The organism is Marinobacter sp. H13 (assembly GCF_059072335.1).
In genome coordinates this window covers 128,412-148,413 of sequence record NZ_JCACRU010000009.1, presented here as the reverse complement: position 1 = coordinate 148,413, position 20,002 = coordinate 128,412, and the positions used below count along the sequence as shown (strand labels likewise).

Genomic DNA, 20,002 nt, shown 5'->3' with positions numbered 1-20,002 from the left:
CTAACCTACAAGCTATTATACGGGTACAAATACACTTTGCAAGGTGTCAAGCGCACTCGATTGGCCGCAGGATAGGCAGGTGTCGCAGCCATCCATCTTGATCACCGCCTTTGTGTTGCATTTGCTGCACATAGAGGCATTGGCCGGATAATCACCGGATCCACTTTCCTGCTTGCCCTGGCTCTCAAAGGCAATGCGCTTTTCTTCGAGGATTTTCTTGGTGTGTTCGCTCATCTCCTCATCTTCGATGAGGCCGATCGCCTTCATGTGCTTTTCGATGACGGCGCCGAGGTCTGCTACCAGGGAAGGCATGAATACGCCACCTTTCTTGAAGTAACCGCCATTCGGGTCGTACACAGAGCGCAGCTCTTCGACCAGAAAGGTCACATCACCGCCTTTGCGGAAACAGGCGCTGATAACCCGGGTGAGGGCGATGATCCACTGGAAGTGCTCCATGTTCTTACTGTTGATGAAGATCTCGTATGGTCGACGCTGCTCGTGCTCGGTGTCTTCGTTGAGCAGGATGTCATTAATGGTGATGTACATCGCATGCTCAGCCACCGGCGGCTTGAGCTTGTAGGTCGTGCCCATCAGTACTTCCGGGCGACCAATGGTCTCGTTCATCTGTACGACGTTTGACTCAGGGGCCTGTTCATGGGGAGCGGTAGCTTCCTCTTTGCCGGCAACCCGGAATCCAACAATCTTGGTCTCGATCTTCTTCGCTGCTTCAGTCATCTCGTAATCTCCGAATCTGGGGGTGAGGACATCACCCCCAGTCATGTTATTTGGTCAGCTCAAAACTTTGCGTAAGTACCTTCTTTGAGCGCGTCGAACAGGTTTGCGGCCGTGTGGATCTCGCCGTCGTATTCAACCTGCTCATTGCCCTTGAGCTTCACTTTGCTGCCATCATCGAGCGTGAACTCGTAGATGGTGTTCTCAAGGTCTTTCTCTGTTACCAGAACGCCCTGGAAGGCTTCAGGGTTAAAGCGGAAGGTTGTGCATCCCTTCAGTCCCTGCTCATACGCGAACATGTAGATGCCTTTGAAATCCTGATAGGGGAAGTCAGTCGGCACATTCGCAGTCTTCGAGATGGAGCTATCTACCCACTTCTGAGCGGCAGCCTGAACCATAACGTGTTGGTCCGGGGTAACCTCGTCTGCAGAGGTGAAGTAGTCCGGGAGCATGGTTGCCGGGTCTTCGCTGAACGGCATCGCATGAGGGTTTACTTCGTGACGGTACTGCAGCAGCTCATAAGCGAATACATCCACCTTTTCCTTGGTCTTCCGGCCCTCGCGGATGATGTTCCGTGCGTAGTGATGCGAGAAGCTCGGCTCGATGCCATTGCTGGCGTTGTTGGCCAGTGACAGGCTGATGGTGCCAGTAGGCGCGATCGAGCTATGGTGAGTGAAGCGGGCGCCAGTTTCGGCAATCTCAGCCACCAACTCCGGATCCACCTTGGCAATTTGCTGCATGTAGCGGCTGTACTTGGCGTGCAGTATGCGCCCCGGAACCTTGTCGCCAACTTTGTAGCCATCAGCTTTCATTTCAGGACGCTTACGAAGCATTGCGCCGGTAACGGTGAATTCCTGGGTAAGAATCGGGGCAGGGCCCTTTTCCTTGGCCAGTGCCAAACCTTCTTTCCAGCCCACTACAGCAAGCTTCTGGGTGACTTCTTCAGTGAAGGTCACGCTTTCATCGGAGCCGTACTTGATGCCGAGCATAGCCAGTGCAGAGCCCAGACCAAGGATACCCATGCCATGGCGACGCTTGGCGAAGATCTCGTTGCGCTGTTCTGCAAGGGCCAAACCGTTGATCTCAACAACGTTATCGAGCATGCGAGTGAAGATGCCAACCACCTTGGCGAACTTCTCGTAATTGAAGTAGGCCTCAGGAGTAAACGCCTTCTCAACGAACATGGTCAGGTTGACGCTTCCAAGCAAGCAGGAGCCGTACGGTGGCAGCGGCTGCTCGCCGCAGGGGTTGGTAGCGCGAATGTCTTCGCAGAACCAGTTGTTGTTCATCTGGTTGACCTTATCGATCAGGATGAAGCCCGGCTCGGCGTAATCGTAGGTGCTGGTCATGATGGTGTCCCAGATTTCCTGGGCCGGCACTGTTCGGTAGATCTTGCAGGCAACCAGCCCCTCATCATTAACCACATAGTTGTCGTGGATGGGGAACTCGCGCCAGAGGTACTGGGTTTCGTCTGAAAGATCGAGGTTTTCTTTCTCAACTTCCTTCTGAGTGACAGGGAAGGAGAGAGGCCAAGGCTTGCCGCCTTTCACGGCTTCAACGAACTCCTCGGTAATCAGCAGAGACAGATTGAACTGACGAAGAAAGCCGTCCTCACGCTTTGCACGGATGAAATCCATTACGTCCGGATGGTTGATGTCAAAAGTTGCCATCTGGGCGCCACGACGTCCGCCAGCGCTGGAGACGGTGAAACACATACGGTCGAAGATATCCATGAATGACAGCGGCCCGCTGGTATTGGCACCGGCGCCCGCTACGTATGCACCTTTCGGGCGAAGGGTAGAGAACTCATAACCAATACCACAGCCAGCTTTCAGGGTAAGCCCGGCCTCATGAACCTTGTTCAGGATATCGTCCATGGAATCGTAGATGGTTCCAGAAACGGTGCAGTTAATGGTGGAGGTGGCGGGCTTGTGAGCCTCGGCGCCGGCGTTTGACATGATCCGGCCAGCCGGGATAGCGCCATTGCGCAGTGCCCATAGGAAGTCTTTTTTGGCCTTGGTCTGCTTGGCCTTGGGCTCAACGCCTGCGATCGCGGTAGCTACACGCTCATAGGTGGCGCTGATGTCTTTATCTACGGCCACACCATCTTTGGTCTTCAGCTGATACTTTGAAGCCCAAATATCCAGAGATGCGTCCTGGAAGGGTGTACCGATGTCTGCCTTAGCGTTCATTATGATCTCCAATATTCACACAGAGAAAGTCTTGGTAGTTGGTTAAAATTAATACTACCAAGCTTACCCATTTATGTAAAACAAGTTTTATGTTTATGAGTGTAACAGAGCTGAGGGTAGCTATGGCAGGCACAAAAAAAGGGCGCCTGGCGCCCTTCGGTGAGGATCCGGAACTGGCCCGGAGGGAAGCTCTATTCGCGATGCACAATACGGTGAAGGAAGTTCTTCAGGCTGGATGAAACCGTGTCTGGGAGGCTTTCAAGGACCTCTGGAGTGCCCTCCAGATCCCGAATAAGGCAAAACAGAATAAACAGATCACCCCCGCGGGCTCTGATTGTCTCCTCATCAGATTTGTCGTCCTCGGCCATTTCCTGAAAGAACAGGGAAAGGAAATCCTCGCGGAATTCAGGTTCAAAAAGGCAATCTCTGAATTTCGGGAATTTTTCCTCTGTAACCACTTCAACCAGGCGGGCAGCCTTCATCAGCTTGTCTCGGCTCAGGTCGAAGTAGCTCTTCTGGAAACCGGTGAGCTTCCTCACGCCATAGCCGAGATAGATCTCAAGCTCACTCCTCAGAGAGTAGAAGCGCTCGAGGGCCTCTTCTGGGTCGTAAATGATCTCCGGCAACAAATGGACGCGGCAGTAACGCCTGGCCAGCTCCATGTTTGCGGTCAGCCCATGATAAAGGTTGCCATCCTCATCCATGGTGCCAGCCATGATCAGGTCACCGGTGCCTACGGGCTTGAGCTCTTCGTCACCATACGCCATGGTCTCAACTGTGTTCAGCGACAGAACGTAGCCCTGCTGCCAACTTAGAGAGTTGTCGTCGATCAAATCGCTCAATTCGTCAGGCTGGAGCTGCGAATGCAGCAGGATGACAATCCCGTCCTCGATTGGTGGAATGTCCGTTTTCCCGGCTGTTGGGATCAAACCATCTTTGACGATCCGACAACCTTTGAAAATCACCTGCTTGCCAGTGTCCTTGTGAATAAGGACCGACTCCAAACCATTGACTGCATCTACGCTCATTGGGATGTAGAGGTAGTTCGCACCCATTTGATTGCCTCCCACTAATAATCGATGCAGTTTCCAATAATTTTATCAATTATGAAACACTGACAGTAAATTAGCCGAAAAGCATGCGGTTTGAAACTGCCTTAAGCAGGTTAAGCCGCCTCTGAACTCTCACCGCTGCCAGTATTTTCGAACTGGGTCGAGATCATGTGGATGGCATTCATCGCTTCGGCCGCTGAGCTCGCATTCAATACAGCTTCTACCAGCGCCAGCTTTTCCTTGGGGATCATGGCAAGCTCAAGGTCCATCGCATCTGCAATTCGTTCCAGTGAGGAGAGCTTGCACTCGCCGCCGGCTTCAATGCGCTGGTATTGCTGCTGGGTCATGTTTGCCTGTTGGCCTACTTGCGACTGATAGAGTCCAAGCTTGTTGCGACGCTGCGAAATCTGCTTTGAAATTTTATCCATGGTCATTCTCCAGTAGTGTCTGGTTCAGTTCGTGTAACGGTCGTTGATGATTTCGAGGACATCCTCATCGGAAGGGAGTCGCTCATTGATGTATTCGCGCCAATAGGCGCGTTTTTGCGGATCGTAAAGACCGGGAATGTTGGCAATACGGTCTTTCGATGTCCTGGCGAAGATGAATTCCGATGCATGGGCACGGTAGAAGTCATCCTTCAAACGATCTTCGACAAGCACGGCCACCCCGTGCTCAAGCATCGCTCTCAATACTTCTGGATCTCGTTCCAGGTGAGCAGGGTGGTAGCGTGCAACATCATCACTCTCTAGCGCCCGGGCATTGTGGTGGGACAGTCCAAGCTTTGCGATATCGGCCTGATGCAACTCGCCGTTGTTGGTCCACGCAATCAATTGCACTTCGTACCCACGATTAAGCTGGGCTTTGCAGACGCGAGTTCCACCATTCTCAGTGAAAACCTCAGCCTTAACGGAAACCATGTCCCCGTCTTTGTCAGCCTTCAGCTCCGTGATGTCGACGGAAAAGCCTTTTAGTATTCGTTTGTATGTCACGCCATGCCTCCTCTGAGGAAATCGTCTTCAGGCGAGAGGCAGAGCAGTACAGATCGTCCGTCTGCAACAGCTGGATAGCCCGTAAGAGCCTCTCTTTGTCCTAACCTAAGAATGATTATACACAGAATAAGACACCTTGCAAGGTGTATTTAATGGCGTGATAGGTGCTGACAAGAATTGGAAGAGAAAAAGAGGTTTAGGAGTTTGAGCAGTCGCCAAAGGCGTTCAAAGAAATTCGATCGCCTACGGTGATGCCATTGTTTCGATAGAAGCCCTGGGGAAACTCTGCTGCCGCCTTGAAGGGAATGCCGGCTTTGTACCGTGGGCACGAACTTGCATCAGTTGAGCAAGATTGCATCTGCTGGATGCTCTGTATCTGGCCATTTGAGTCCAGATAGCTGATATCAAGGTTCATCGGGGTCTGATACATCCAGAACTGAGATTCGGAGGGTTGTACGGAATCATATACGAACAGCATTCCATGATTTTCAGGAAGCCCTGGAACGCCCTGCAAACCTCTCTGACGTAGCTCAGGAGTATCTGCGATATAGAAAGTGACAGGAATGCTCTCTCTCGCTGTGCTGATGCAGCCGGCAACACGGGCAAATATAGAGCGTATTGAGGCGTCCTGGTGCTCCTCAGAAGGCGCTAAGGAGGGTGGCAAGGTAGCTTCACTCGGCTCTGCTATTTCGGCTTCAGTTGGAACTTCCATCCTTTGAGCCGCCCAAATGCCTAACCCCGACCCGATCGCCATCACCAAAACAAGAATGCCGAGTACGGAAGCCCAGTGATCGAAGAAGCCTCGATTGCCAATTGAGTTCAGGTCGGTCTGATTTGAATTTTCCACCACGCTACCAGCCTTCATGATTAGGGCTTGGAATGATAAAGGCCCACCTGGTGGTGGGCCTGAATAGGTCTGGGGGGTGTGCGTGAGAGGGTTGAATCCAATCCCCCCCAGATAACCGTTAAAACTTGTTACCCTTGATTAGTTCAAATGATAATTTAACATGCGGCAAAATGCAAGTTTTACAGTGACGCAAAGTAATAATACTAAGAAACGACGGTCGGCGTTTCCAGGGTGAGGAGTTCCCGGATAGCGGCAGAAATTTTGTCGGGACATAGAGTGACCGGGATCTGTTTTGAAAGCCGAACGCTATGATGTGCATCGGGCTTTCCAGTACTCGGTTTACCCCAAAGCTGAACTTTGCAACCGATTGTTAGTGGCCAATTAAAATGACCCACTACTGGCCATTAATTTTGACCCACCTCCGAGTGGCCGTCAGGCCATAGAACCAGCTACTGTCCCCCGCTTTTATCGATGGCCGGGGGCATGTCAGTGAAGGAGTGGGTTGTGATACACAAGATCAAGGCACTGCACGATAACGGCAAAGGGCTGTCGATCCGCGCCATCAGTCAGGAACTGGGCTTGTCCCGGAATACCGTTCGTAAATATTTGCGGATGGAGGTAGATGCGATTTCGGAACGGTTTGCAGATCCCTCGCGGAGCAAGCGCCTCGACGATCACCGGGATTACCTGGTGCATTTGCTCAAGCAATTTCCCAAGCTCAGCGCCGTCAAGATTGCCCGTAAGCTTCAGGCAAAGGTCGGCGACTTACCGGCCTCAGATCGCTCCATTCGCCGTTATGTGCGAGCACTCAAGGAGGAAGTGGCCTCGGCCCAGATGCGCTACTACGAACCCATTCTGGACGATGTGCCGGGTGTTCAGTGCCAGGTGGACCCCGGTGAGTTGCGCGGCGTGCTGATCGGTGGCGAAGAACGCACGCTGCATTTTGTGGTGTTCGTGCTGTCTTACTCGCGGTTGATGTACGTGGGCCTGGCCTTCCGCCCACTGGACACCCAGACCTTTATCCAACTCCATGACGAAGCCCTGCGTTACTTCGGTGGCCTGCCGGAGGAGTGCGTTTACGATCAGACCAAGCTGGTGGTAATCAACGAACAGTACCGGGAGTTGACCCTCAACCAACAGTTCCATGGATATGCCACCACGGCCGGGTTCCGGATCCATGCCTGCGAAGGCTACGACCCGGAGAGCAAGGGCAAGGTGGAAGCCGGCGTGAAGTACGTCAAGCAGGATTGCCTCTACGGTGAGGTCTTCCGGGATCACGAACACGTGCGTCAGCACGTGCAGGACTGGGTTGAAAGCGTGGCCAATGTCCGGATCCATGGCACTACCGGCGAACCACCCCGGGAACGCTTCGAACGGGATGAGCGAGAACATCTGGAGGCTTACCTGTCACCAGCTTGCGTGCAGCCTGTAGCCCACGAGACACGGCGGGCCGACAAGACCGGCCTGATCGCCTGGAAGGCCAACAAGTACTCTGTGCCCATGGCCTGGCAACAGGCCCGAGTGGGTGTTCTGGAGTCCGGCGGCCAACTCCACATCAGCGACCTGAACACAGGCGACGTCATCGCTAGCCATGCGCTGTGTTCAGACAAGGGCAAAGTGTTCAAGAACACCCATCACTACCGCGATCATGCCCAGCGGGTGACCACCCTTGAGAGCAAGATCAATGAGATGATCGGTAGCGAAATCGGGCAACGGTTGTGCCAGCAGCTCAAGTGTTCCGAGCCCAAGATCTACAAGGATCAGTTAGTGGCTACCCGTGATCTGCTCAAGCGCCATGCGCCGGTGGATCCGGTGTTGCTCACGACTCTCGCAGAGCGTCCCGGCATGACCGCCACACGGCTGCAAAGTTATCTGGAAGCAGCCCAGGCAGCTACGCTGCGGGAACGGCAGCCGGAACCGCTGCCAGAACCCAAGCAAGCACTGGATCTGAGTGCTTATCGCCGTATTGGCCACTCCAGTGGCCAGGGGGTGACCCATGAGCCAGCTTGAACAGACCGTGTCCCGTTACCGCAGTCTGCGCCTGAGCGCGGCCGCCGACGAACTGACCAACCTGCTGGCCGAGGCTGAAGCCAACGAGATGTCCTATCTGAGCTTCGCGGACCGGCTTGCCGAACACGAACTGATCCAGCGCCAGGACAAGCGTATCCGCCGGAACCGGAAGATGGCTGCGTTCCCCGCCGATAAGCGCCTGGAGGGCTTCGACTACCGGCACCAGACCACCATTACCAAACGTCAGGTAAATGCCTTGCTGGACTTCCAGTTCATCGACGAACGGAACAACCTGGTGTTCATCGGCCCGCCCGGTGTAGGCAAGACCCACCTGGCCATCGGCATTGGCTACAAAGCCGTGGAAGCCGGCTACCGGGTGTTGTTCCGCAACGCCCTGGATCTGGTGGAAGAACTGGAACTGGCCGAGATGAAAGGGGAACTGAAAAAGCGGGTCAGCCAGTTGGCCAAGTACGACCTGCTGATCATCGATGAGCTGGGCTACCTGCCCATGACCCGGCAGGCCCGCTACAACCTGTTCCAGTTGATCAACAGTCTGTACGAATACCGGTCCATCATCCTGACCACGAACAAGGACTTCACCAGTTGGGGCGAGTTCTTCCACGACGACAACGTGGCGGTGCCGATCATTGACCGGGTTATCCACCATTCACACATCTTTATGTTGGGAGGAGAAAGCTATCGACTGAAGCAGAAAGTTACAGGCTAGACTATGAAAGGTGGGTCAATTTTATTGGCCAAAGGTGGGTCAAAATAAATGGCCATTGACACCGATGCCGTCTGAACGACTGGAGCCAATAAAATCAGTGACCCAGACGCTCACGCTGCGGTCATGACGACTGTTAAAGAATACTGCGTGTGCTTCTTCAAGAGAGCCATTGGCGCCGTGAAAGGATTCCGTTTCGTAATGACGAATCACTCTCCGAGCCGAAAGCTCTTCACCAATCTCGACCAACAAGTCACTGATCTCTTCGAGAACACCTAAATTTGAACTACTGATCAGCTCGACCATGCCGCCTCCAGAACCCTGCCAAGGTAATACTTTAATTGCGAGTCAGATAGTCGGATAGGCAACCGTGAAGCACAAGTCATTATTACAGGATTAATACAAATTGAGATGATTGGTTATATATCGAGAGAGGGAGATTGACAGCAGAAGAAGGGAGAAGTTCCGGGCCGATCAGAAAGGAGTCAAGCTTGTAGGTTAGGACAAACAGGAGGCACCAAACTGACAACTACCGAGGCTTCAGTAGGGATTGCTCCCGGCCCGGAACAATTAAAGTATACAAGAGATCTCATATCAGAAAATAGGGCCTTTCCGAAAAATGTTTGCAAAACGAAAATAGCCTCCCTATTATCAGGAGGCTATTTCTAAAAAACGCTTTAAAATCAATGACGTTGGGTAGGGCACGTGCACCTCACAAAGAGGTTAGCCGTTGCCCCCCCCACCGAACCGTAAGTGCACATTTCTATGCATACGGCTCTCCAACAAGCTTTTTCCGGAAAGCGCGTAGGTCGGGTAGTGTCCCCTTGTGCAGATCACGGTGGCAGTCAAAGCATAGGACCAGGGTCTTTCTGCGTCTTGCCATCATGAGCCTTTTCCATGGCTCCGTACCCTTCGAGATGTCCTTCAGTTTGCGCACATGGTGCACTTCCAGACGACCCGAGGGTTGGGTGCAGTATTCACAGACACTAGCATTCAACCGGTCAAGCAGCTCCGTTCGCCCCGAGTATTTATAGGGGTTGGGGAGGATATCCACCTGACCTGGCCTAGGTGCAGCCCGGTTTTTCAGCTTAAACACCGTTGTTTCGAAGACTTTATCCCCTCGCCACTCCTTGAGAACAAAGGAGCCGTCCCCTCTTTTGAGTTGACTGGCGATTTTGGCCCTGCTCGTCTTATGCTTTGCAGCAAGCGTTTTGAAGAGACTGTTCTGCCATATCCACTCTACCTTATTCAGGTAGAATTGCGGCGCGAGGTTGTAGTAGTTCGCAAAGCCTCTCAGCTCTGCGTTGTACTGACCAACAATCTCGGTGTCGCTATGGAATAGGAGCGCCTTCTTGGCCAACGCCTTTCCTGAGTCATAGAGACCGTAGCCCTTAAGCTCCACGAACTTCTGCGCTTATTCCCGAGGAACCCCAAGATGTACGTGCTCGGTAATGGTACGTTTAGTTCCATGCACCTTGCTTCCATCAGCCTTATGACTGACCACGCACTTTACCCTCTTGCTTTCGCGCCGACAGACGACGGAATAGCCTAGAAAGGTAAATCCTTGTTTTGGGTCCACGATGCCAGATTTCTCTTGCGAGATTTCCAGCCTCAACTCCGTTTCCACGAAGCGGGTGACGTCTGCCATGATTGCTTTCGCTTCCTGCTTAGTGCCAATGACACCAATCAAAAAGTCGTCCGCATATCTGACATACCTCAGACGCTTGAAGCCGGGGTCGTCCATCAGCACACTGCTCATGTTGCCGAGTCTTTCCCCCCATTCCTGAATCTCACGCCGCCATATAGCAGCCTTTTCTTCAGTTATGTCGCTTCGCTCTTTGAGCCATTTTATCCGATTACTCCGATTGCACAGAAGTTTTCGGTATTCAGGGTTGGGTCTTCTCCGGCTGCCCATGCTGAACTCCTTGACCTTACTCACCATGAACTCATCGAGTTCGTGCAGGTAAATGTTGGCCAGAATTGGAGAGATAATCCCTCCTTGAGGTGTCCCGCTGTGCGTGCCGTAGTATCGCCAGTCTTCCATGTATCCGGCCTTCAGAAATCTCCGAACCAGGTTCAGAAACTTTCGGTCATCAACACGTTTGCTCATAAAATGCAGCAAGCGATCATGGTCGATATTGTCGAAGTACCCTTTGATGTCTACGTCACAGACCCATTTGGTTCCCTTCCAGCTATCCCATATCTCATTGAGGGCGGTATGACATGATCGGTTTGGCCGAAAGCCAAAGCTCCAATCTGAGAAGACCGGTTCATAGATCTCCTCCAACAACATCCGCATTACTTCTTGGATGAGTTTGTCATCACCATTTGGCACCCCCAGAGGTCTGGTTTTGCCTTTTGGGTTCCTCGGGTCTTTCGGTATCTCCACTCTGCGGCAAGGACTTGGTTTGTAAACTCCGGTCTGGATCAAGTAGATCAGATGAGTCACCCGGTCTTCCCCGAATCCATCCAGCGTGTTTCCATTTACCCCTCGGGTCAAAGCCCCTTTATTGGCGTAAATGTTCGCGTACGCTTGAGTCCACAAGTCCCTGTTGCTACACATGATCTTGTGCAGCTTCCTTACCTTGGCTCCACTTTTACTCGCTTTGCCTATACCACCTAGCGCATTGAGTGTTCTTTGAGATAGCACTGACTATCGAACCTCGCTCTATTGGCATGTTCTTGTCTGACTTCCTTCCCCCTTACGGTTGGACTTTCATTGCTATTGCTAGAAACTTATATCCAGCTTTCAGGTCAGGTTGGTTACTGACTGCTAGACCAATTACAGGTCAACATTGGGTACTACGAAGTCTCCGTTGCCGTGCAGGCCCATAGTTGAGACCTGTTTAGGCAATCCCGCATTTCTAGGTAGTCAAGGTGCGTCCCACTTAGGTTCCACTTACGTCCCCTTAACACTCTCACCGAGCGCGTGTCACGTGGTTGGTTAGCCGGGTGTTCTAACAATCTCCCCGACTACACGTGAAGTGACCTCTCAAGAGTCATAGGTCACTGATATCCCGAAACCCACAAAGGACTATGGTTCAACCAATCAGGCTTAACCGTATGGGACTTGCAATGACGGGCGCAAGTTAGACTCTTTCACCGCCACCCGCCTTTTCCTGACATGCTGCACTCCCCTCCCTCTTTCGAGGTTCAAGCCCATTACTGGGCGAGGATAAGTCAGGTTTGCAATAGGCCTACCAACAGCCTATACTTGTAGCACGAATGCCGTAAGTGCTTGATGTACCCAGCAAAACGGCGCACCTAGAAGGGTATGTCATCGTCGAAGTCATCCACAGGCTCAGGCATACTGCCTTGTGAAGGCTGATTGCTGTAGCCGCCTGATTGCGCCGGTGCATTGTTCTGCTGACCGCCCACTGGACCGTTACCGGAAGACTGGGGGCGACCTGCAGGAGCGCCCTGATCCGAACCTCGAGTGTCGAGCATCTGCATCTGGCCGTTGATATCCACTACAACCTCTGTTGTGTAAACATCCTGACCTTCCTTGTTTTGCCACTTCCGCGTTTGAAGTTTGCCTTCGATGTAGACCTTCGATCCCTTACGCAAGTATTGACCGGCAACTTCGGCGATCTTTCCGAACATCACCACACGATGCCACTCAGTTTTCGGTACCAGCTGACCGGTTTGGCGATCTTTGTAGCTTTCGTCAGTTGCAAGATTTAGATTCACCACAGCGTTGCCGTTTGGGGTGTATCTTGTGTCGGGATCTTGCCCTAAGTTACCGATAAGTATGACTTTATTCACGCCACGCGCCATAATTTATACCTCTTTCCTAACCTGAAAAATACTCATGTGAATTCCTAACCAGAAACCTAATAATACACCTTGCACGGTGTATATTGCAAGAGGTTTTTAACCTTTAAATTCCATGGTGGATTTGCACTCCGGGAAGCCACTGCATCCCCAAAATTTCGAAGGCCCTTTTCCTTTACCTTTCTTGGATGTCCGCATGCGCATGGCCTTTCCACAGTCGGGGCACTCTGGCGCGTTCTCCGGCTGTTTCTCTCGTTTCTTTGGCTTGCCGCGGGCGTCTGGGAACGTGGCACCACACTTCTCACGATCCTGGCATCCCCAGAAATAACCGTTCTTGCCGGGAATTCGTTTCAGTGGGGCAGAGCATTCGAAACATTGATGATTCGATTCCTCCGCCTTCTCTGCAAAGTCAGTAGCGGCAGAACCCAGATCATTATTGGCAATCTTCTCTTTTCCGGCAGCAACCAACTTGGTCATCCAGTTGACGATTTTCTGTTCGAACTCTTCGAGCGAAAGTTCGCCGGCGGCAATCTTATCCAGCTGCTTTTCCCAGCCGGCCGTCATACCTGGGGAGGCAAGGGCCGGGGGAACAATCTTCAGCATCCCGTAAGCCTTGTCCGTAGCCACAATCTGTTTCTTTTTGCGCTGGAGATAGCCGTAACGGAAAGCGTTATCAAGAATCCCAGCTCTGGTGGCCTGGGTGCCGATGCCGTCTTTTTCGTCCAAAATCTTCTTGAGCTCAGGCTCATCTACAAAACGGGAGACGTTGTTCATTGCACCGAGAAGCGTGCTTTCAGTGAAAGGCTTCGGCGGTTGAGTCTTTTTACTTTGGAGTAATGCCTCGGAGACGGTCCCTTGATCACCGGTCTCGAGGGAAGGCAGTTTTTGCTTGGTGCTGTCTGTTTCCTCGTCGTCTTTGTCGTCCTTGGGGTCGCATGCCTCAGGGTCGTTTCCATAGACAGCTGCCCACCCCGGGGATACTGGAACCTTGCCTGATGCGAGGAATTTCTGTCCCACAGCTTCAAGATTGATCTTGGTGACCTTATCCACCTGGTCTTCACAGAACTGGGCAATAAACCTCAGGCGAACCGCGTCAAATACATTCTTCTCGGCCTCGGGTAGCGCTTTAAAATCGCCAACTTTGGTTGTTGGAATGATCGCGTGGTGGGCGCCGACCTTTGACGTGTTGTAGGCCATGGGCTTCTTGGAGGAGTCGGCCAGAGCCGCTTTGTCCGCCAGCCCGGCATCACCCTCTACCAACGCATCAAGTATCGATTGCACCTGAGGAAACTGGGAGTCAGGAAGATACTTGCAATCAGAGCGCGGGTAAGTAATCAGGGTGTGCGTCTCATACAGCTCTTGTGCCGCCTTCAGGGTTTTTGAAGCTGAATATCCCCAGCGGTTAGCGCAATATTGCTGCAGCGAGGTCATATCAAAGGGTAGAGGCGGTTTTTTGGACGTCTCCCGTGTTTTTACATCCACGACCGTGATTGGTGCGGATCTCAGTTGAGCCGCCAGCTTTTGAGCATACGCCTGGTCAACACAGCGCCCGCCATCGTCAGTGATTGAGCGAGGTGGAATCCAGTTTGCCTTCAAACTGCCTTTGACTAAATCACCGGTTACGTCGATCGTGAAGTAATCATGCGGGACAAAGTTCTTCCGACGTTCATCATGGAAAGCAACAAGGGCAACAATAGCCGTCAGAACCCGGCCAACGGGTAACGACTCCCGGCTTCCAGCAGCCTGTGCCGTCAAACTGGCAAGCCGACTGAAGTTCATGCCAATAAGCCAGTCAGCATGAGTCCGGCCGATGGCTGCCAAATAGAGGTTGTAGGTCTCTTCGCCCGGCCGGATATCGTTCAAGGCTTCACGAATGCTGACAGGATCCAGTGAGGCGATCGGAACCCGGTAAGTTGTTCCCCAATAGCCGGCACGGTCCATGAGTTCCCGCGCAATCGATTCACCCTCGCGGTCGATGTCTGTAGCGATGTAAACCGTTGTGGCTTTCTTGAGCAGCTTCTCAACGACGTCGTACTGTTTCTTGAAGCTGGGCTTTACCTTCATCTGGAACTGTTGTGGAAGGATAGGGAGGTGCTGAACATCCCATCGTTTCCACTTCTCGTCATACTCGGCGGGTTCGAAAACCTCCAGAATATGGCCAACCGCCCAAGTTACGTAGATCTGGCCGCCATCGGTGGCGTAGCCTTCTTTGCGATCGTTGGCCTTGAGGATGCTCGCCAGGGCCCGGCCAACTTTCGGTTTTTCACAGAGGTACAAGTCCATGCATGTGACTCTTGTTAAGTCAATCAAACAACTTTGCAAATGTACCAGATTGTTTTATTAAATTCACCGGTATTTGTGTTTGCAGATCGTCGTAATCGGACTACTAAGTCCAGATTTCCAAGCCCCAGAAACAAGAAAAGCGCTCTGTTGAGCGCTTTTCCCTTTCATCCCCCAGCTTAAATGGGGTCAACGTAGTCAGCAGGATTAACCTGGAGGGCCGCCTCAATATCGAGGACACCCTGGCCGTGCTGGGTAACGTCGTAGCCTGCGAAGCTGCTGTCGGCGGTATCCAGAAGAATCTGCAGGACGGCAGCATTGCTCAGAGTCGGGAACTGACTCTTAACCAGTGCCGCTGCACCAGTCACCATAGGCGCCGCCTGGGACGTGCCAGATACGTTGATGTAGTCCGTGTTGTTATCAAAGAACGGACCATTGATTTGCGTGCCTGGGGCAGAAATCCAGCGAGCCTGAATATCAGGATCTGAACCCGGGACATTAGAGCCGGCTGCAATTCCGCCAGAAAGCGTAAACTCAGAGATTTCGAAAGTCTCATCGTCAACTGCGCCAACCCAAAGCGTCTGCTCCGCCAGCCCTGTATCCTTCACCAGCAGATCAACGGTCGTTGCGTCAAAAATGAAAGTGCAGACCAGATTCGCATCGCGCTGTTCTTGAGTGAGAGCACCACAATCGATCGGGTTGGTGACAAAGACTTCAGTCATGTCCAGCCCGAAGTTACCAGCGGCAACGATCCAGCCAATGTCGTTTTGCTCCAGCGGAGCAAATGTCGGCCGCTCATCGCGAAACTGGCTATTTTCGAAGTAGTCGACACCAGTCAAAGAGGCATTGGCAAAATCTACACCCCAACCGTTCAGGTCTTCGATGAGACCCTTTGCTGTGACGGAATTCGGACTGAACTGCTCGTAAACATCGAGCATTAGCAGGTCGACACCTGGCGCAACACCAACATTTTCGCCCCAGAGTTGACTGGTAACGTGAGTGCCATGACCTTGAACATCTTCCTGGTCACCGGTTCTGATGGCATCGTTGAAGTCGTTGCCAGAAATGCCCATGTCCTGAATTTCCTGCTGGGTGTAGACGCTGGCAGGATCAGAGAAAGAGCCGCTGTTCTGATTGAGTGTCTTGCCTGAAAACTCCTCATGAGCAACGTTTACGCCGGAATCAATAACCGCCACGGTTACCCCGGAGCCCGTGATAGAAAGGTTGGCTGCATAATCGGCGTTGATCGCAGACAAGTGATCTGCCTCGACAATACCATCGCCGGGAGTAACTGGCGTTTCCACGGTACCGCCGCCACCACCGCCCCCGCCGCACGCGGCAAGGACAACTGAAAAACCAACTGCAAAAATTGAACGCTTCATTCTTCTCTCCTGTATGGACCTAACCCTTTAAATGATAAATTAACTTCAAGCTAAGGTCAAGTTAGCGAGTTTGGAGCAGCTCGCCGACAAAGCCATTCCAACCGTAATCGAAACCGCGAAGTGTTAGTGGGCCGCCATCCAAGGCTTTCATGCGATCGTTAAACGCCTCATTAAAAAAGCGCTCAGGATGCTGGCTATCAACACCAACTTTCGGCATATCTCGATAGCGCACCGCATCAAGCAAGCTCGCGATTAACGACATCTCATTGGCTTCACCTAGATAGCGGTAGGCAAGTCCGGCAAGGGCAGGGTAGTTGTCCGGCTTCTTGGCGTAAGCGCTGCCATGGGAATTGATAGGGCTGTTGTACAGTGCTTCGTCCAGATCAGCAATGCGCTCACCCCCATGGAAAACACGCTGACCGGTCAGAAACCACTCCGGTACCAGATCTTCGAGCTGGCCATAGGCTCGAGTCCGGGCCGCCTGGTAAGCACCAACCAGAGCCGTGCGGATAGCTTGATCAGAGGCGCCAGCTTTGATGTTGATGCCCATGTCGTGACTTTCGGATTCAGACAAGTGCGTCTGTTCCCGGTAGACACATACCAGTAGACGGCCGGGAAGAATCTCGAAGGAATCGGTCATAGCATCAAAGGCGGACATCTGATTGAACCGGCGCACCGCTTCAACACGCTCTGGCCTGGGCAACTTCAAATAATGCTTGTAAACGTGGTGTGAGGGAGCTCGCCAATCATTGACCGGCTTGAAGCCTGGCAAGACGTAATCAAGAACGTCGACCTCTTTGGTCATCTGACTTACAAACAATGATTTCTTGCCTGCCGGCGGCTCGCCACTTCGAGATTTTGAAGCATCCGATGAAACTCGCGCAGTGCCAACCTGTCTATCGAGCGTAACAAGCGAGTCGGCAAACAATGCCGCCCCATTGGGCTCGTTGATCACTGGAAGGCTATCGAGCCAACGATACGGGGCCCAGTCTAACGACGTAGACAGCTTGGTGATTTCAGCGTCAAGCCTAGTGGCGAGCGTCTCGGACTGGTTTGGTGTCATTCCTGCGGCGTTGAAGAGGAATAACTTGTCTGTCGCAATGATGTTGCTGTTTGACCACTTCAGGCATTCGCGGCTGTTATAGCCCGTGAGAAGCGATTCGGGATAACTGAAAGGAACGTCACCGGTTCGGTATGTGGTGATCAATCCGTCACTTGTTCCAGTCGTACCAGATGGGGTACTGCTGCATCCAGCCATGACGGTGACAGCAAGAAGCGATGCCGCAAATTGTTTTCTCACAATGAAAGTACTCACTTGGTAATTGGCTTAAATAATTTTATTATACGGATAATCGCATCATTTGAAACTCAAGGAAAGTTGAACTAGCAGTTTGATTTCTTGGGCAATGCTCACCAACGAAGCAACACAGGAAAAAACATGATTTCGTGGGAACAAAACACCCTCTGGATAACATCTCTGTCGACGTGGGAAGGGATCAGTTTCCTGGACTACGAAGCTGCGTACAGAGCAATGGTAGAAAAAAGGATGTGCCACGACTGGGTGAAGGTTGTAGATCTATCCCAGTTTGTCAGTTCTAAGACAGACCTGAGCACCTTAAAAGCTTCCAAAACACGAAAGAGAATTGCGGATCTGAACTGGTGGTCAGCAAACAACGGAATGAGATTGCAGGTAGTAATTGTCGGATCTCATGTAAAGCCTCAGGTCCTTCAGGACCTCAAAGAGATCTACCTGTCACGGGATATTCAAACTGAATTTGTTAGTACTTCTTCAGAGGCTTACCGACTGATTTCTAACTTAAAAATTGCAGTTTAAGCCATGTGTTGAGGGTGGAGCGCCCATGCCTTAGCCCCAGAATATTCGCTTCCACCCTCAGCAATAAACACCATTCCATTTTCATCCACAGCAATAGCCCCTGGCTTCTCATGTTCTGCATCGCGCAGACCATCTTTCCAGCCGTAGGCCTGGCCCTCATAGATCAAAACCACTCCACCTTTTAGTCCTCTCTGGCTACGAAATTCGAACGCTTTTCTCGAAAGGGCATTTAGCGGTGCCGTCATGATCAACTCCAAAAGGATCTTGGTTCCCTTGAAAATATTACTCAGATAAACGGCAAATTCCAGAAAGATTTCATCCACAGAATTTGTGCGTAACCCTGTGGATAACTTCAACCCGGGCTTACGTAAGTGGCTAACAAATCCGCACTATCGGAGACTTGGTATGAATTTGCACAGTAATCATACAGTCATAGGTCAGGTCCGCTACGGCACTTCGGAAATATCACGGTGCTTAGCGTTTCATCTTCTCCGTCCGAGAATCCCTGCGTAAGCCCACTGAATCCCTCAGCTGTCAGTAAAGCCCAATTGGTAGTTACCTGATGTGCACCAAAATTAACAAGTTCGGTTTTCCGCTGTTGATCGCTCCTGGTAGCTAGATCAGGAGTGGATTCCGAGGGTTGGTCTAACGTTGATAAGGCTGTGGTAATAGCGTCGCGGTATTTCGATACCGTTTGTCTGCACAGACCTGACTCACGGGCAATGGCAGAAAAGCTGATTTTGGATCCCTGTGAATAAAGTGAACGGACGGCTGTACCTATTCGCTGCTTTGTCGCATTAGCTCTTAAAGCGTGCGTGCGCAGTGCGGATAAGCGCTGACGCTCCTTCTGGGGAAGGGAAGGGTCGAGATTCATGATCCCAGTATTCGGGCGGGAACTGGCGTAATAGTTGTCCCATACCCAGCGGCTCACACTTTTAACGGTCGACTTCAGAGAAGAGGTCGGAAGATTCCCCTTTGCATACCCCATGGTGCTGAACCGGTTTAACCCATGGGCCTGCGAAAGGAGATGGTCATAAAACCGCGGGAACGCTCGAGGGCCCTGGCAGCGGAACGACCAGACAGCCGAGAAGGCTATTCGCTGGAGGCTCAGGAATAGGGAAACGTGTCGGGATTCCAGTTGCGAACGGTCCTGATCAAGCGTGTCGCAATCTTTGTTTGACCATGGGGGTGGTTGCTGGGATTGGTAATCGTCAAAGAAAGGGAAGTCCGCCAGCTCGCCAAGCGAATAGATATGACTATGCAGTTCCAGGGTTTCCCATTGCGGATGGCCTGGCGTTTTCGCAACTGGCCCGCCGGCATAATCGATATCCGCGCCAATACGGGAGCGCATGGCCCGATACACCGATTTCATGAACCGCTGCGGAGCCGGCCGGGAATCCGGGCCTGTCCGTACTGGCTCGATAGCGTAAAACCAATGGCTCGATCCAGACTTAGGATCCCGGACAATCAGGTTCGGAGCGGGGAATTGTTCGGATTCCCAGAGCCAGTCGCCGGCGTGGTCAAGATCGAAGACAAGCCAGCTTCTCAGATCTTTCCTGTTCACCTGCATGTAGGGATAGTCGAACGCTAAATGGCGGGGTCGACTGAATACCGCAGTCTTGTTGTATGAGCAGCGGGGGAAATAGGGTGCCTCGCCAAATGCCCTGGATAGGGCGGAGGGGTAGTGGATAGGCACGTAGGCGCCCATCTATAAACCCCTTTCTTGCCAGGATGGCTGGCATTGTTTGATGCACAGGGAATGCATGCAAGTCCTTTTTCAGTTGCACAAAAGGTACCCGCAAGCTAAGATCGGAGGTGTTGAGGTTGCTCTTGATCAAAGCTTGGGTAACTGCTGCGAACGCCAATTCGCAGATCTAATTTTGAGAAAAACCTGAAGCGCCAACTTCAGGTTTTTTTTTGCCTGTCAGTTAATAAGCCATCTGAACGTTCCTTCGTCTAACGGAAGTGCCTGTGTTGCTTCTACTGAGGTGCCGGTAGCCTGGTAGCTCAGCCAACAGCCCCTACAAACCTGTTGTTATGGCTTCATAATTTAGACGGCACGGCAGTTTCATGACAAGCCTTAATGGTCATGCTGCTCAATATTTGCTGGCCTTTTGCACCATAAATTCGGGATAAAGCCGCTAATAGCAGTATTTTCTGTGGTGTAAGCAGCACGAAAAAAAATT

At 52.1% G+C, this 20,002-nt stretch carries 18 protein-coding genes; 3 read left to right on the top strand and 15 right to left on the bottom strand.

Annotation, left to right across the window (positions count from 1 at the left end):
* Window positions 1-15: 15 nt before the first annotated feature.
* From AC5JQH_RS22175 to AC5JQH_RS22150, 6 genes are all read right to left on the bottom strand, one after another.
* Complete coding sequence (locus AC5JQH_RS22175; protein WP_493806058.1) at window positions 16-735, bottom strand: TSCPD domain-containing protein; 720 nt, start codon at window positions 733-735, stop codon at window positions 16-18.
* Between the two features lie 59 nt (window positions 736-794).
* Complete coding sequence (locus AC5JQH_RS22170) at window positions 795-2,924, bottom strand: adenosylcobalamin-dependent ribonucleoside-diphosphate reductase (RefSeq protein ID WP_493806057.1); 2,130 nt, start codon at window positions 2,922-2,924, stop codon at window positions 795-797.
* A 191-nt stretch (window positions 2,925-3,115) separates the two neighbouring features.
* Window positions 3,116-3,979, bottom strand: coding sequence for a hypothetical protein (locus AC5JQH_RS22165; RefSeq protein ID WP_493806056.1), 864 nt, complete (start codon window positions 3,977-3,979; stop codon window positions 3,116-3,118).
* A gap of 110 nt (window positions 3,980-4,089) precedes the next feature.
* Entirely contained in the window at window positions 4,090-4,404 is a 315-nt protein-coding gene (locus AC5JQH_RS22160) for a helix-turn-helix domain-containing protein (RefSeq protein ID WP_493806055.1), read from the bottom strand.
* Between the two features lie 24 nt (window positions 4,405-4,428).
* Window positions 4,429-4,965 (bottom strand): hypothetical protein, encoded by a 537-nt coding sequence (locus tag AC5JQH_RS22155; RefSeq protein WP_493806054.1) that lies wholly within the window; start codon window positions 4,963-4,965, stop codon window positions 4,429-4,431.
* 196 nt (window positions 4,966-5,161) lie between these two features.
* On the bottom strand, window positions 5,162-5,830 hold the full coding sequence (locus AC5JQH_RS22150; RefSeq protein ID WP_136630320.1) for a DUF192 domain-containing protein: 669 nt from the start codon (window positions 5,828-5,830) through the stop codon (window positions 5,162-5,164).
* 486 nt (window positions 5,831-6,316) lie between these two features.
* Here AC5JQH_RS22150 and istA point away from each other — a divergent pair, with 486 nt between their 5' ends.
* Together istA and istB are read left to right on the top strand one after the other, a co-directional pair.
* Window positions 6,317-7,822: an IS21 family transposase gene (gene istA / locus AC5JQH_RS22145; protein WP_493806022.1), complete on the top strand. Its 1,506-nt coding sequence runs from the start codon at window positions 6,317-6,319 to the stop codon at window positions 7,820-7,822.
* Entirely contained in the window at window positions 7,809-8,549 is a 741-nt protein-coding gene (gene istB, locus AC5JQH_RS22140; protein WP_493806021.1) for an IS21-like element helper ATPase IstB, read from the top strand. Before istA ends, istB begins: the two co-directional genes overlap by 14 nt.
* 39 nt (window positions 8,550-8,588) lie before the next feature.
* On the opposite strand, the gene AC5JQH_RS22135 is transcribed toward istB, so the two are convergent.
* The 7 genes from AC5JQH_RS22135 to AC5JQH_RS22105 all read right to left on the bottom strand — a co-directional run bounded on the left by AC5JQH_RS22135 (window position 8,589) and on the right by AC5JQH_RS22105 (window position 17,282).
* A complete protein-coding gene (locus AC5JQH_RS22135; RefSeq protein ID WP_493806053.1) occupies window positions 8,589-8,852 on the bottom strand; it encodes a hypothetical protein in 264 nt (87 codons plus the stop codon).
* A 457-nt stretch (window positions 8,853-9,309) separates the two neighbouring features.
* Window positions 9,310-9,948, bottom strand: a complete 639-nt coding sequence (locus AC5JQH_RS22130) for an HNH endonuclease (protein WP_493806052.1) — start codon at window positions 9,946-9,948, stop codon at window positions 9,310-9,312.
* A gap of 12 nt (window positions 9,949-9,960) precedes the next feature.
* The gene (locus AC5JQH_RS22125; RefSeq protein ID WP_493806051.1) at window positions 9,961-10,995 is read right to left on the bottom strand and encodes a reverse transcriptase/maturase family protein; all 1,035 of its coding nucleotides are present in this window, start codon (window positions 10,993-10,995) and stop codon (window positions 9,961-9,963) included.
* Between the two features lie 815 nt (window positions 10,996-11,810).
* The gene (gene ssb / locus AC5JQH_RS22120) at window positions 11,811-12,323 is read right to left on the bottom strand and encodes a single-stranded DNA-binding protein (RefSeq protein WP_493806050.1); all 513 of its coding nucleotides are present in this window, start codon (window positions 12,321-12,323) and stop codon (window positions 11,811-11,813) included.
* A 96-nt stretch (window positions 12,324-12,419) separates the two neighbouring features.
* The gene (locus tag AC5JQH_RS22115; RefSeq protein ID WP_493806049.1) at window positions 12,420-14,630 is read right to left on the bottom strand and encodes a DNA topoisomerase 3; all 2,211 of its coding nucleotides are present in this window, start codon (window positions 14,628-14,630) and stop codon (window positions 12,420-12,422) included.
* A 149-nt stretch (window positions 14,631-14,779) separates the two neighbouring features.
* A complete protein-coding gene (locus AC5JQH_RS22110; protein WP_493806048.1) occupies window positions 14,780-15,982 on the bottom strand; it encodes a S8 family serine peptidase in 1,203 nt (400 codons plus the stop codon).
* Window positions 15,983-16,043: 61 nt separating this feature from the next.
* Complete coding sequence (locus AC5JQH_RS22105) at window positions 16,044-17,282, bottom strand: hypothetical protein (protein ID WP_493806047.1); 1,239 nt, start codon at window positions 17,280-17,282, stop codon at window positions 16,044-16,046.
* Between the two features lie 138 nt (window positions 17,283-17,420).
* Between AC5JQH_RS22105 and AC5JQH_RS22100 the strand changes: the two genes are divergently transcribed.
* Entirely contained in the window at window positions 17,421-17,816 is a 396-nt protein-coding gene (locus AC5JQH_RS22100; protein WP_136630194.1) for a hypothetical protein, read from the top strand.
* Here the strand turns inward: AC5JQH_RS22100 and AC5JQH_RS22095 are convergent.
* Both AC5JQH_RS22095 and AC5JQH_RS22090 read right to left on the bottom strand, forming a co-directional pair.
* Complete coding sequence (locus tag AC5JQH_RS22095) at window positions 17,813-18,139, bottom strand: antirestriction protein ArdR (protein ID WP_370686258.1); 327 nt, start codon at window positions 18,137-18,139, stop codon at window positions 17,813-17,815. The genes AC5JQH_RS22100 and AC5JQH_RS22095 overlap by 4 nt on opposite strands.
* A gap of 107 nt (window positions 18,140-18,246) precedes the next feature.
* On the bottom strand, window positions 18,247-19,524 hold the full coding sequence (locus tag AC5JQH_RS22090; protein WP_153637506.1) for a replication initiation protein: 1,278 nt from the start codon (window positions 19,522-19,524) through the stop codon (window positions 18,247-18,249).
* Window positions 19,525-20,002: the final 478 nt, after the last annotated feature.

Bases quoted from the DNA above. Each gene is read 5' to 3' on its own strand.
- AC5JQH_RS22175 (WP_493806058.1), bottom strand. From the start codon at position 735: ATGACTGAAGCAGCGAAGAAGATCGAGACCAAGATTGTTGGATTCCGG.
- AC5JQH_RS22170 (WP_493806057.1), bottom strand. From the start codon at position 2,924: ATGAACGCTAAGGCAGACATCGGTACACCCTTCCAGGACGCATCTCTG.
- AC5JQH_RS22165 (WP_493806056.1), bottom strand. From the start codon at position 3,979: ATGGGTGCGAACTACCTCTACATCCCAATGAGCGTAGATGCAGTCAAT.
- AC5JQH_RS22160 (WP_493806055.1), bottom strand. From the start codon at position 4,404: ATGGATAAAATTTCAAAGCAGATTTCGCAGCGTCGCAACAAGCTTGGA.
- AC5JQH_RS22150 (WP_136630320.1), bottom strand. From the start codon at position 5,830: ATGAAGGCTGGTAGCGTGGTGGAAAATTCAAATCAGACCGACCTGAAC.
- istB (WP_493806021.1), top strand. From the start codon at position 7,809: ATGAGCCAGCTTGAACAGACCGTGTCCCGTTACCGCAGTCTGCGCCTG.
- AC5JQH_RS22135 (WP_493806053.1), bottom strand. From the start codon at position 8,852: ATGGTCGAGCTGATCAGTAGTTCAAATTTAGGTGTTCTCGAAGAGATC.
- ssb (WP_493806050.1), bottom strand. From the start codon at position 12,323: ATGGCGCGTGGCGTGAATAAAGTCATACTTATCGGTAACTTAGGGCAA.
- AC5JQH_RS22110 (WP_493806048.1), bottom strand. From the start codon at position 15,982: ATGAAGCGTTCAATTTTTGCAGTTGGTTTTTCAGTTGTCCTTGCCGCG.
- AC5JQH_RS22100 (WP_136630194.1), top strand. From the start codon at position 17,421: ATGATTTCGTGGGAACAAAACACCCTCTGGATAACATCTCTGTCGACG.
- AC5JQH_RS22090 (WP_153637506.1), bottom strand. From the start codon at position 19,524: ATGGGCGCCTACGTGCCTATCCACTACCCCTCCGCCCTATCCAGGGCA.